Annotated in this window: 13 protein-coding genes; 11 read left to right on the forward strand and 2 right to left on the reverse strand. The window is 40.2% G+C overall.

Annotation, left to right across the window (positions count from 1 at the left end):
* Nucleotides 1-298 precede the first annotated feature (298 nt).
* From ABVZ64_RS04870 to ABVZ64_RS04880, 3 genes are read left to right on the forward strand one after another with little or no spacing between them, the layout of a single operon-like run.
* Nucleotides 299-1,441 carry a TRAP transporter substrate-binding protein gene (locus tag ABVZ64_RS04870; protein ID WP_352399927.1) on the forward strand — a complete coding sequence of 381 codons (1,143 nt, stop codon included), beginning with the start codon at nt 299-301 and terminating at the stop codon, nt 1,439-1,441.
* 20 nt (nt 1,442-1,461) lie between these two features.
* Nucleotides 1,462-1,950 carry a TRAP transporter small permease gene (locus ABVZ64_RS04875; RefSeq protein ID WP_352399928.1) on the forward strand — a complete coding sequence of 163 codons (489 nt, stop codon included), beginning with the start codon at nt 1,462-1,464 and terminating at the stop codon, nt 1,948-1,950.
* The gene (locus tag ABVZ64_RS04880) at nt 1,947-3,236 is read left to right on the forward strand and encodes a TRAP transporter large permease (RefSeq protein ID WP_352399929.1); all 1,290 of its coding nucleotides are present in this window, start codon (nt 1,947-1,949) and stop codon (nt 3,234-3,236) included. The genes ABVZ64_RS04875 and ABVZ64_RS04880 overlap by 4 nt, the downstream gene beginning before the upstream one ends.
* 322 nt (nt 3,237-3,558) lie before the next feature.
* Here the strand turns inward: ABVZ64_RS04880 and ABVZ64_RS04885 are convergent, their stop codons facing one another.
* Nucleotides 3,559-3,777, reverse strand: a complete 219-nt coding sequence (locus ABVZ64_RS04885) for a hypothetical protein (protein ID WP_352399930.1) — start codon at nt 3,775-3,777, stop codon at nt 3,559-3,561.
* Nucleotides 3,778-3,899: 122 nt separating this feature from the next.
* Between ABVZ64_RS04885 and ABVZ64_RS04890 the strand changes: the two genes are divergently transcribed.
* Nucleotides 3,900-4,364 carry a hypothetical protein gene (locus tag ABVZ64_RS04890; RefSeq protein ID WP_352399931.1) on the forward strand — a complete coding sequence of 155 codons (465 nt, stop codon included), beginning with the start codon at nt 3,900-3,902 and terminating at the stop codon, nt 4,362-4,364.
* Nucleotides 4,364-4,624: a hypothetical protein gene (locus tag ABVZ64_RS04895; protein WP_352399932.1), complete on the forward strand. Its 261-nt coding sequence runs from the start codon at nt 4,364-4,366 to the stop codon at nt 4,622-4,624. The genes ABVZ64_RS04890 and ABVZ64_RS04895 overlap by 1 nt, the downstream gene beginning before the upstream one ends.
* Nucleotides 4,625-4,812: 188 nt before the next feature.
* Here ABVZ64_RS04895 and ABVZ64_RS04900 read toward each other — a convergent pair whose 3' ends face one another.
* Entirely contained in the window at nt 4,813-5,211 is a 399-nt protein-coding gene (locus ABVZ64_RS04900; protein ID WP_352399933.1) for a hypothetical protein, read from the reverse strand.
* A gap of 125 nt (nt 5,212-5,336) precedes the next feature.
* Between ABVZ64_RS04900 and prpE the strand changes: the two genes are divergently transcribed.
* From prpE to ABVZ64_RS04930, 6 genes are all read left to right on the forward strand, one after another.
* The gene (prpE, locus tag ABVZ64_RS04905) at nt 5,337-6,125 is read left to right on the forward strand and encodes a bis(5'-nucleosyl)-tetraphosphatase PrpE (protein WP_352399934.1); all 789 of its coding nucleotides are present in this window, start codon (nt 5,337-5,339) and stop codon (nt 6,123-6,125) included.
* 395 nt (nt 6,126-6,520) lie between these two features.
* Nucleotides 6,521-7,534, forward strand: coding sequence for a deoxyguanosinetriphosphate triphosphohydrolase (locus ABVZ64_RS04910; protein WP_352399935.1), 1,014 nt, complete (start codon nt 6,521-6,523; stop codon nt 7,532-7,534).
* A 191-nt stretch (nt 7,535-7,725) separates the two neighbouring features.
* Nucleotides 7,726-9,504 carry a DNA primase gene (gene dnaG, locus ABVZ64_RS04915; RefSeq protein WP_352399936.1) on the forward strand — a complete coding sequence of 593 codons (1,779 nt, stop codon included), beginning with the start codon at nt 7,726-7,728 and terminating at the stop codon, nt 9,502-9,504.
* Between the two features lie 39 nt (nt 9,505-9,543).
* The gene (gene rpoD, locus ABVZ64_RS04920; RefSeq protein ID WP_352399937.1) at nt 9,544-10,617 is read left to right on the forward strand and encodes an RNA polymerase sigma factor RpoD; all 1,074 of its coding nucleotides are present in this window, start codon (nt 9,544-9,546) and stop codon (nt 10,615-10,617) included.
* Nucleotides 10,618-10,860: 243 nt separating this feature from the next.
* Nucleotides 10,861-11,547, forward strand: coding sequence for a tRNA (adenine(22)-N(1))-methyltransferase (locus tag ABVZ64_RS04925; RefSeq protein WP_352399938.1), 687 nt, complete (start codon nt 10,861-10,863; stop codon nt 11,545-11,547).
* On the forward strand, nt 11,538-12,662 hold the full coding sequence (locus ABVZ64_RS04930; RefSeq protein WP_352399939.1) for a Nif3-like dinuclear metal center hexameric protein: 1,125 nt from the start codon (nt 11,538-11,540) through the stop codon (nt 12,660-12,662). Before ABVZ64_RS04925 ends, ABVZ64_RS04930 begins: the two co-directional genes overlap by 10 nt.
* Nucleotides 12,663-12,679 lie beyond the last annotated feature (17 nt).

Raw genomic sequence — 12,679 nt, forward strand, 5'->3', positions numbered from 1 at the left:
GATTAATAACTCTTTTTAAATAAAATTTTCGTTAAAAAACGATAAAAATGTGATTTGAAAATGAGGTTTTGAATGTTTTATTCGGCTTTATTACGGATTGACTGTGAAAAAATGAATACCTATAATTAAAAAAGATGATTAGTTTGCATGTAAGTAATGTGCTTGCGAAATAATCCATCTGGTATTCTCGGCCGGGATTACAAAGCACTACCTTACAAAAGAAGCTCTAAAAATGTTTGATTTTATTTTTTTAGGAGAGAGAGAACCGGAAACCGTTCAATATTTAGGAGGGAAATCTATGTTGAAAAGAGGTATAGCTGCTGCATTAGCAACAGTTATGGTGCTAGGACTCACTGCATGTGGGGAAAAACATGCAGAGACAGAGACAGGTGATTCCAATACCCCTGCAACACCGGCTGGTTTTGTGGAAAAGAAGGTAGAACCTGACAACTTTGAGTCGGGTGTTGAATTAACCAGCGATTGTTATCGTTTTATTTATGCATTAGGAAATGCACCTGCTACAATTGATGCTGCAAAGTTCTTCAAAATGCGCTTGGAGCAAGAAAGTGGTGGTACATTAAGTTGTGATATTTACACAGATAACGTTTTAGGAAGTGAAAGAGAGTTATTAGAAGGCTGTCAATTTGGTAATTACGATATCGTATTAGCAACAAATGCAACGGTTGCATCCTTTAGTAACGATATCTTTTGCTTAGACATTCCTTGGTTATATGATAATAAGCAACAGGTTTATGAAGTGCTTGATGGTGTTTTGGGAGACACACTTGCTGAAGGCCTTGAAGATAAAGGTTTTAAGTTATTGCAATGGCAGGAAAACTCTTTCCGTACACTGACTACATCTGATAGAAAAGTTGAGAAGGTTTCTGACCTAAAAGGGTTAAAAATCCGTATCATGGAAAATGAATTACAGTTGGCACAGTGGAAAAATTACGGTGCAAACCCCACACCAATGGCATTTACTGAATTGTTTACTGCTTTACAGCAGGGTACAGTAGATGGTCAGGATAATGGTGCTGAATTAACATGGCAGACAAAATTCTGCGAAGTGCAAAAATACTATACATACACAAAGCACATTTACTCCCCTTATGTTATTTTGATGAGTAAGGAGAAATTTCAGACTCTTACACCAGAACAACAGGAAATTGTAATGCGTGTTTCCGATGAGGCGGTTACTTATGAACGTGAAAGATGTTCAGAATATGAGGCAGCTGCAATCGAAAATATCAAAAACTACCCTGGTATGACTTTTACCGAGTTAACACCAGAAGCAGTGGAAGAGTTTAAAGCTGCTTGCGTTGGTCTGAAAGACTTGGCTTACAAGAAGGTTAAGAATCCAGAAATTGTTGATTTACTTTATAGCGAGGTAGAAAAGGCGAAAGCAAAATATCCCGCTGAAGGTGTAGAGTCAGCTTCGTAAATGAGAGGGGAGGCAAAAAAATGAAATATATTAACGATCATTTGGAAGAATTTTTCATTATTCCACTGATGTTTTTGATGAGTATCATCATTTTCTTACAGGTTATCATGCGTTATGCATTCCAGAATTCCTTGGTTTGGTCAGAGGAATTGGCGAGATATTTGTTTGTTTGGCTTGTTTATTTTGCAGTAAGCTATACTGCTCGCCGTGAAAAACATATTCGCATTGATGCGGCAATTAATATTTATCCCAAAAAATCAAGACCTTATATCGAAATTTTAAGTGAAATCATAGTTTTGGCATTCTCTGTATTTATTGCAGTAACAGCAGTGACAGTTTTCCACAAAATCACATGGAGTGGTCAGCTTTCTCCTGCGATGCGTATCCCTATGCAGTTTGTATATGCTGCACCGTTGATAGGCTTTGTATTGACTGCCATCCGTCAGATTCAATGCATTTTGAGAAGAATAAAAGCATTAAAGAATCATGAGGAGGTGGCTAAAGCATGACAGGTAGTATTGCTCTTGTAGTTTTTGGCACACTTATAGCGTGCTTGGTTTTAACTGTGCCTATCGGTTTTTCTTTGGGTATTGCGTCCTTATCGTATATCTTATATACAAAGCAGTTGACATTCGGATTTATTACACAGAATTTAGTAACTGGCGTTGACTCTTTCCCTATCATGGCGATTCCATTTTTCGTATTCGCTGGTGAATTGATGGGTGGCGGCGGTATCTCCCGTAGATTGCTCAACGTTGCTAACGTTTACTTTGGTCGAATCCAAGGTGGTTTGGCTATCGTAACAGTTGTTGTATGTATGTTCTTTGCTGCTATTTCTGGTTCTGGCCCTGCAACTGTTGCAGCGGTAGGCGGTATGGTTGTACCTACAATGTTACAAAAAGGATATGATAGAAAATTTGTGTTGGCATTGATTGCTGCCGCAGGTTCTATCGGCGTTATTATTCCTCCCAGTATCCCAATGGTTGTTTATAGTGTTACCACAAACAGTTCTGTAAGTAAGCTGTTTTTGGCAGGTTTTATTCCAGGCATCTTAATCGGCTTAGTATTGATTGCTTACTCTTACTTCTATGCCAAAAAGATGGGTTATAAGGGTGATACAGAGCCCTTTAGCTGGAATAGGGCTATGAAAGAAACATGGGATAGTAAATGGGCATTGCTTTCTCCCGTTATCATTTTAGGTGGTATTTATGGTGGTATCTTTACACCAACAGAAGCAGCGGCTGTTTCCGTTATTTATAGCTTAATCGTTGGCTGCTTGGTATATAAAGAATTGAATATAAAGCAATTAATGGATGTTACAAAGAATGCATGTGAAACAACAGCTACAATCCTTATTGTAATTGGTTGTGCTGCTGGCTTCTCCAAGGTTCTTACATTAGGACGTATCCCTACCACAGTGGCAACATTCTTGACATCTATGACAGATAGTAAGATTTTGATCCTCTTATTAATCAACGTACTATTGTTGATTGTTGGTTGTTTCATGGAAACATTGTGTGCAATTATGATTTTGGCACCAATTCTGTTCCCTGTAGTAACAGCTTTGGGCGTTGACGTAACACACTTTGGTATTATCATGGTAGTAAACTTAGCAATCGGCTTCATCACACCTCCTTTGGGTGTAAACTTGTTTGTCGCCTCACGAGTGGGCGAGACCACGTTGGATGCCGTAATTAAGGGTATCATTCCATTCTTGGTCTTGATGATTGTTACATTGCTACTGATTACATATGTACCTGCAATCTCTATGTTCTTGCCTAACTTGTTGGGATAAGGTAAGGATAGGATTTAAATGGAGTTATGGTTGTTACGCTTGTGAATAAGGTGAATGGGCAAAAATGATTTTGCAAGTATCTTATTTGTAGTGATTTGTATGTTCTATTAATACTGATTTAAGGTGTCCCCTATCGTTATGATAGTTGTGACTCATATTGAACTCCGGGAGCTCCCCCTTTCTGTTTAGGAAGGGGGAGCTTCCGTTTTTGTTAGAATGAAGATGTCTATAAGTAAGAACAAAATGTTATGAATTTTAGTAAAGAAAGGCCAAGCCTCCTTCATCAAAAAAACGAAAAATAAGGGGCATTTACAAAATTTGATTACGCGACTTGGGTGCCGTGACCGTTATCGTCATAGGCACCTCTCTTTCCATTCACAAAATCTCGGAAAACAACGATTCTATTTGCTGGAGTGATAAAATCTGCAACGGGTGAGATGCCTGTATCTAGGAAGGCAATGCCGATGCCTCTGCCAGTAAAAAGGGATTCAGGAGAGGTTTTGGCTTCGCCTCTTTGGGACGAATAATTTGGAAAAGACATGGAAAACATCTCCTTTCTTTCTCTATTAAAATATGTAGAAAGAACTATTTGGGAATAGGCAAAGGTATTTTTTCTTTTTGTGCATCATATCTTTTTAAAAGGCATGTTGGGGGAGGTTCAGGATGGAGGAAAAGTTGAACAGCGAGCAATTGAAACTTTTAACCGGAATGATGGGCGCAGATGGAAGCGACGCACTGCGAATGATGGAAAGAATAGAGCGGCTGCGCCGTCTTTTTGGTAATACAGAAGCACAAAAAACACAAGAAATTCAGGCAAAAGAGGCTTCGGTACCCGAATCACCCTTTGGTAGTAGCCAAGGGGAAAATATTTTGTTTTCAGCCATTCCTTTTTTGGATATGGAATTTCAAAAAAATATTTTTGTAGTGGTTCGATTGATGGAGTTGAAACGGGTATTAGAGGGAACTAAGCTAGAGGTCAGAGAAAAGCAGGAGGAACCTACATACCGGCGGCACAATATGTTACAAGCCGTGCGTCCGTTTTTAGCAACAGAAGAGAAAAAACAAATTGATACTATGTTAAAGATAATGGAGATAAAAGGCATATTGGAGCATAAGGAGGGAAAATAGTGGATAAGGGATGGGATACACCAGAGGTCCAGGCGCTGGGAGAGGAAAGGTTAAGATTAATACGAGAAGCAGCGGAAAGAAGTCGTGGTAAAGCAGGAATGGAGCGGTTAGATATTTTTCTGGAATATGGGGAACGCCTTTCAAAGGGCGGAGAGCTACCACCAGACCAGCAAAAGGCTCTTTTGGCTGCGGTAAGTGCTACTTTGCCAAGAGACGAGCAAGAACGGTTGATACAGGTTATGTCAATGATGGGATATTAATTTTCTATGATTCAGTTTCTACAGAGTTTAGAAACCTGTTGAAAACAGCGGTATGTGCAAAGTGTGCATATACCGTTTTTTTTATAGCTAACAATCGTTTTGGAAATTTAGGGTTTGATTAGAAAAGGAATTATTATGGGAAGGAAAAAAGCGAAAATCATGAAAATGATTTTCGCTTTTAGTAGTACTTAGAAAATTCTCAAAAAATAGAGTAGTAATAGGATAAAGGGAAACTGACTGTCGCCATTCCCGGAATAGGTGTAAGGTTTTTCTTCATGGCAAGGGTTTACTTTTTTATATTCTTTGCAAAGTTCTCTTTCTATCTGCCCTTTTTGAGGATGGCACGCAGAAGGCTTTGCTTGAATGGATTTTTCCTTGCAAATGGGGGGCTCCTTACAAATGGGTTTTTCCTTACAGATAGCAGGTTCATGACAAGCCTGCTGTTCTTTGCATAACGGTGATTCAAAATGATTAGAGCTCGAAGCTGGGCGGTTGCTGTAAGTAGATCGGGGCATTGGCCGATGGCCTACTGTGCAGCCGCATAGGCAAGCGTAAAAAGGATCTGGTAAATTAGGATTATGATACATGGAAATACCTCCGTATTATCGTTGTTTAAAATATATGAGCAAAAGGCCAATATTTTTCTTCTTTTTTTTCACCCAGCTACTTTTTTATGATATAGTATAAAGAAGGTAAGGAGTGGAATGACGGTATGAAAGAACATCGGGAACGAAACTTCCGTATTTTAGAATTCAAAGAAAATAAATTTGATATTATAGGTGACGTTCATGGTTGCTATGATGAGTTACTGGAGCTTATAGCTACATTGGGATATGAAAAAAGAGGACATGCTTATTTCCATCCCCAGGGAAGAAGATTGATTTCGGTGGGGGATGTCGCAGATAAAGGGCCTAAAAATTTGTTGGCCCTAGATTTTTGGATTGATCAAGTTGCTTATGCAGGTGCTTTCTGGGTTCATGGTAATCACTGTAACAAACTTTATAGGTATTTTTTGGGAAATAAAGTGCGCCTTTCCCATGGCTTGGAGAGCACAGTTCAGGAGTTGGAGATGCTGTCCAAGGAAGACAGGATATCTTTTCGAAATCGTTTTATGCATTGTTATGAAAGTCAGTGTTTTTATTTACTACTAGATAAACGGCGATTGGCCGTTGTGCATGGCGGATTGCGAGAAGATTCCATGGGGCGCTTTTCCAATAAAATCCGGGCTGTTTGCTTATATGGTGAAACAACGGGTATGTTTGAGGAAAATGGAAAGCCTGAACGGTTGGATTGGGCGGCGGATTATCGGGGGAGACCCTTTGTAGTTTATGGTCATACAGTTCAAGAAGAACCTAAAATCATCCATAATACCGTAGATATTGACCAAGGCTGTGTATATGGGGGATATTTAACAGCATTGCGCTATCCGGAGCGGGAGTTTGTCCAGGTTAGAGGAAAGAAGTATGTGGAATATATGGGTGGTGGGAGTTTACCCAAATAAATAACCTGATTTTGTATACTTCCTGAAAACTGCCAAGTATCATAAAAGAGAGTGAAGATTTTTGTAAATGCGCATATTTCTTTAGAAACCCAATAAACATATTAAAACCATCTGTGGGACAGCGGATGGTTTCTTTATTTTTGAGTAATGAAATTTGGGTTATTCTTTCTGAGAAAGGATATTTACAATATACAATTTTTAAATATTACAAATTGAATTGTACTAAAAATCCTTCTATATTTATGGAGAAAAGGGCTGTATGAAAATAAATGCTGGAAATTAACAAGGAACTTCATGAAAATATATGTTTTCTTGGAGCAAATAGAGGATTTTTGCTGCAGATGACGTATTTTTTTAGTATAGAGAATATTTGTGAACCAAAAAGGAGGGAGAGCATGGAACTGAGACTCTTACAGGAGGCGAGAGAGGATAGAATCCTTGGAGAATATGCAAAGAAAAGCATTGATACAAAAGGAAGAGAAAAACCAGAGGACAAGTGTGATATACGCACGGACTTTCAAAGGGATCGTGATCGTATTATCCATTGCAAATCTTTTCGTCGGATGAAGCATAAAACTCAAGTATTTATTTCTCCCGAGGGGGATCACTACCGTACTCGTTTAACCCACACCTTGGAGGTGGCACAAATTGCTAGGAGTATTGCCAGGGCTTTAAGCTTAAACGAGGACCTGACGGAGGCGATTGCCCTGGGACATGATTTGGGGCATACTCCCTTCGGCCATGCTGGGGAGAGAGAACTTTCCAAGCTTTGTCAAGCCCATGGAGGGTTTTCTCACAATGAGCAGAGCCTAAGGGTTGTTGAACGGCTGGAGAAAAACGGAGAAGGGCTGAATTTAACTTGGGAAGTGAGAGATGGCATATTAAATCATCGCACTAGTGGGTCGCCAGCCACCTTAGAAGGGCAGGTGGTGCAGCTTTCTGACAAAATTGCATACACCAACCATGACATTGATGATGCGGTAAGAGCAGGAATGTTGCAACCAGAGGATATTCCCCGGGGGATTGTTGCGCTTATTGGAAAAACTTCCAGTAGCCGTATCAATTCTATGATTCGAGATACAATTACAAATAGTGTGGGGATTGATGAAATTCGTATGAGCCAAAAGATGAGAGAAACTCTTACAGACCTAAGGGCATTTATGTTTCGTAAGGTCTATATGAGCCAGGTGGCCATTGAGGAGCATGAAAAAGCAGAAAAAATCATTGGTGATTTATATGACTACTACATGAACCATCCCCAAGTCATGGAGGGAGAATTTTTGCAGCTGTTGCAAGAAGGAGAGCCTTTGTGGCAGGTGGTTTGTGATTATATTGCCTGTATGACAGATCGTTTTGCCGTGGCCAAGTTTACAGAGCTTTTCATCCCTAAGGAGTGGAACAAGCTTTAAATGATGGATGTTATTTTTAAAAACCATGTCATTTTTTCATAATTTTTTGGGCATATATACAAAATAAAAGATGGAAAAAGGAATTTTGAAGTTTCTGTCGAATTATTAACTTTGAGAAGGAAGTGCAAGTAAAGGTTCACTTCCTTTTGGACTGTTTAAAGAAAAGCGAAGGAAAAAGGTAGGTGTGAATCATGCGGTATCCCCGTGAAATAGTCGAGGAAGTGCGTTTGCAAAACGATATCGTAGAGGTGATTTCTCAGTACGTTCCTTTGAAACAAAAAGGCGGTTCTTATTTTGGACTTTGCCCGTTTCACAATGAAAAGACACCATCTTTTTCCGTCAACAGTGAAAAACAATTTTACTATTGTTTTGGCTGTGGTGCCGCAGGAAATGTGTTTGGCTTTTTGATGGAAATGGAAAATTGTGATTTCCCAGAAGCGTTAAAAAAACTGGCCGATCGTGCCCATATTACCTTACCCGAACCTGAAAAAACCGCCCAGGTAATGGTGGCAGAACAGTTAAAGGCAAGATTGTTTGAAATTCATAATGTTGCAGGAAGATTTTATCACGATGTTTTACAAGGTGAAGAGGGATCCGTTGCCCGCAGCTATATAGAAAAGAGAATGCTGCATCCAAATATAAGCCGAAAGTTTGGTTTGGGCTATGCTCCTGAGCGCAGGAATGCATTGTTAGAACATTTGCAAGAAAAAGGTTATTCCATTGGTGATATGCTACAAAGTGGGCTAGTTATTGAAAATAAGGATAAAAGGGGATACCATGACCGCTTTCGTGGTAGGCTGATGTTTCCTATTTTTGATCCACAAGGCAGAGTGGTAGGCTTTGGCGGCAGAATTATTGGAAAAGGCGAACCAAAATACTTAAATTCTCCGGAAACAATATTGTTTAGCAAAAGTAGAAATTTATATGGCTTAAATTTTGCCAAGGCGGCCCGAAAAAAGGAGCTGATATTGGTGGAGGGTTATATGGATATGATTTCACTATATCAAGCCGGGTTTCATAATGTTGTGGCAGCACTTGGAACTGCCTTTAACCAGGATCATGCACGCACGCTCAAAAAATTTGCAGAGGATATTATTCTGTTATACGATAGCGATGATGCGGGAACCAATGCGGCATTAAGGGCAATTCCTGTTTTGACTTCAAACGGATTTCGGGTGAGGGTAACCCAAGTGCCTGATGGAAAAGATCCTGATGAATATATTAAGCAAAACGGAGCTTTGGAGTTTTCGAAATTGTTGGTGAATGCAGTTCACTATATCTCCTTTGAGATAGCCTGCATTCAAAGGAAATACAATTTAGAAAACCCAGAACATAGAGTTCGCTTCGCTACAGAGGCGGCAGACATTCTTTCTAAGCTGGATAATGCCATTGAAAGAAATGTCTATGCCGGAGAAGTCAGTCGAATGACTGGGGTTGAAGAAGATGCAATTCGAAGCGAAATCAACAAGCGTGTAAACAAAGAAGAAGAAGCTTTTCGAAAAGAAGCCGAAAAGAGACGGCAAATGAACCAAAAGGCAAGTAATGTGGGTCGCCATAAGGATAAGGGACTTATGGAGGCTCAAAGAAGTATTTTGTATTTTAGTGCGTCGGAGCAAAAGATTTACGAAAAGTTAGTAAGTGTTTTAGAGAAAGAGGATTTTACCGAAGATATCTATTATCGGGTTTTTCAAGCCATAGGACAGCTTTGGAGGGATGTAGGAACCGTTTTCCCAGCAGAGCTGGTTAGCTTTTTTCAAGATGGAGCTGAACAAAAACCTGTAACAGAAATTTTCGCAATCCAACTTCCAGCCCAGAGTAAGGAAGATTTACAAAAGGCGATAAATGAAGCGGTAAAACTACTGAAACGGACGAAAATCGACAGAATGACGGCTGCTGCCACCACGGTGGAGGAGATACAAACGTTGGTGGAAGCCAAAAGAATGCTGGATTCCCTGTATATTACCATTTAAGATGGTTAGACTATAAGAGCAGAGAAAGGAAGGATTGCGTTGAAATCCGTCGAAGAAACTACGTTGTTGACCCGTTTAGATGAACTGGTTCAGCTTGGAAAAAAGAAAAAGAGTGTATTGGAATATAAAGAGATCATGGATCATTTGGCGGATTTGGACCTTGACCCCGACCGAATCGAGCGTATTTATGAATATCTGGAATCTCAAGGAATTGATGTTTTAGGTAACATTGATACGGAAGAGGAGATCGAAAAGGATCTGGATCTGACACTACCCGAGGGTATCAATATCGATGATCCGGTACGTATGTACTTAAAAGAAATCGGTAAGGTTCCTTTGTTAAGTGCAGAGGAGGAAGTTGAACTTGCCCAGCGTATGGAAGAGGGCGATGAAGAAGCGAAGAAAAAGCTTGCTGAGGCTAACTTGCGTTTGGTTGTTAGTATTGCAAAACGCTATGTTGGTAGAGGGATGTTGTTCTTAGATTTGATTCAAGAGGGTAACCTTGGCTTGATTAAGGCGGTAGAAAAATTTGACTACCATAAAGGTTATAAATTCAGTACCTATGCAACATGGTGGATCAGACAGGCGATTACCCGTGCCATCGCAGACCAGGCAAGAACCATTCGTATTCCTGTGCACATGGTAGAAACAATTAATAAATTAATTCGTATTTCCAGGCAGCTTTTGCAAGAACTGGGACGTGAGCCCTCTGCAGAAGAGTTGGCTGTGGAAATGCAGATGTCTGAGGATAAGGTGCGAGAGATTATGAAAATCGCTCAGGAGCCTGTTTCTTTAGAAACTCCCATTGGTGAGGAAGAAGATAGCCACTTGGGAGACTTTATCCCCGATGATGATATTCCTGCCCCTGCTGAAGCGGCAGCCTTCACTTTATTAAAAGAACAATTGATAGAAGTGTTGGATACGCTGACAGACAGGGAAGAAAAAGTTTTACGTTTGCGCTTTGGTCTGGATGATGGACGAGCAAGAACCTTAGAAGAGGTGGGAAAAGAATTTAACGTTACCCGTGAACGTATCCGCCAGATCGAGGCAAAGGCTCTTAGAAAACTGCGACACCCCAGCCGTAGCAAGAAGTTGAAAGATTATTTAGAATAAAAGAAAGCGGGCGAATTTATATATTTTCGCCCGTTATTTTTTTAATACGAAAGGGGTAAGTAACACCCTAGGGTTTGAAGATGATTTTGTTTTTTAGGGCAATTTATTTTAGACAAAAAATTCTGGTTTCTAAGTTTTTTAGGGGGAATCTGAAGAAAAATAGTGATTTGAGGCTTTTTAATAGAAAGTGCGTTGTAAACATAAAGCAATTGGAATAAACTTTGACATAGAGAGGTAAAAACCATGGATATTTCAAAAAGACTGGGAGAAGTTGCGGCCTTAGTTTCCTATCCCACTGTGGCGGATATCGGAACGGATCACGGCTACGTCCCAATATATCTACATAAAAAGGGTAAGGTAAAAAAGGCATTAGCCTGTGATGTAAGAAAAGGGCCATTGGAAAAGGCGAAGGAGAATATCCTTTTGTATCAAGTTCAGGATGATATAGAAACCAGGTTGGGGAGTGGCCTTGTGCCTGTAAAGCCAGGAGAAGTAGAAACAGGGGTAATTGCTGGGATGGGCGGTATGTTGACGGTGCGGATATTAAAAGATAGCCCGGAGGTGGTTGCCTCCTTAAAAGAATTGATTTTAGCCCCACAGCATGATGTAGATGAGGTGCGCCGATATTTGCATTCCATAGGGTTTCGTATTGAAACCGAGCATATGATGAAAGAGGACGGAAAATACTATAATATCATGCGCTGTATTCCTGGTGAAGAACGATACCCCAGGGAGATTGATTATTTATATGGAGCAAAGTTGCTTATGCACAAGGAGCCGTTGTTAAAAGAGATTTTAACGTCTGAGGAAAAAAAGTACCAGGTAGTGGAGGAAAAATTGATACAAAGTGATACAGACAATGCGAAAGAACGCTTGGTTCAAGTGCAAGAAAAACTTCGTTTGATGAGGGAGGCGTTGGTATGCTTGTAACAGTCAAGGAGGTCGTAAACTTTTTGGAAGGCATAGCCCCAAGAAGTCTAGCGGAAAGTTGGGATAATACAGGGCTGGCTATAGGTGACCCTGATCATCAGGTAAATAAGGTTTTGGTTGCTTTGGATGTCACAGATTCTGTGATTGATGAAGCAATTGAAATTGGAGCTGATTTGATTCTGACCCACCATCCTATGTTGCTTTTCAAGAAAATAAATAGCATTACGAAAAATGATGCCCTGGGTAACCAGATTTATAAATTGATAGAGCATGAAATTGCAGCACTTTCTGCCCATACCAATCTGGACATAGCCCACGGGGGCATTAACGATGTTTTATCAAAATTACTTGGACTTCAAGATGTGGAAATTCTGGAGGAAACTTGGTCGGAAGAATTGAAAAAAGTTGTAACGTATGTACCAGAAAGCCATTTGGATGAGGTTCGTAATGCGATGTGTGCTGCTGGGGCTGGACATATCGGTAATTATGCTCACTGTACATTTCAAAGCCGGGGAGAAGGCACATTTTTGCCTTTAGCAGGCACTACCCCATATATCGGTGAGGCAGGAGTTTTTGAAAAAACACCAGAGGCAAAGTTGGAGACCATAGTGCCTGTTTCCATGGTGGAAAAAGTTATTGAGGCAATGAAAAAAGTTCATCCGTATGAAGAAGTAGCATATGACATATACCCTGTTGAGCAAAAAGGAAGAAGGGAAGGTATTGGTCGTATTGGAAATTTACCCAACCCTATAAATTTTGCTGATTTCGCAATACAATTAAAGGAGAAGCTGAATATTCAGGGGATTATCCGCCTTGTGGGGAATCCACATCAAGAAATTAAACGGGTGGGCCTTTGTACAGGCAGCGGCGTAGAGTTTATGGCCACGGCAAAGGAACAGGGGGCTGACGCGTACCTAACAGGTGACTTGAAATTTCATGAGGCTCAGAGGGCTTTGGAGTTAGGCATTTGTGTGGGGGATATCACCCATTATGCCAGTGAGGTTATTATTGTGCCTGTTCTTAATGAGGCTCTGAACAAGCAGGCGGAGGAAAAGGGATGGGAACTAGAGGTCGTAACTTCTAAAATTAATGGGCAAACTTTTTGGACAATTTAGTAATATATTGGAATAGG

It is taken from the genome of Anaerotignum sp. (genome assembly GCF_040307045.1).
Classification (GTDB): domain Bacteria; phylum Bacillota; class Clostridia; order Lachnospirales; family Anaerotignaceae; genus Chakrabartyella.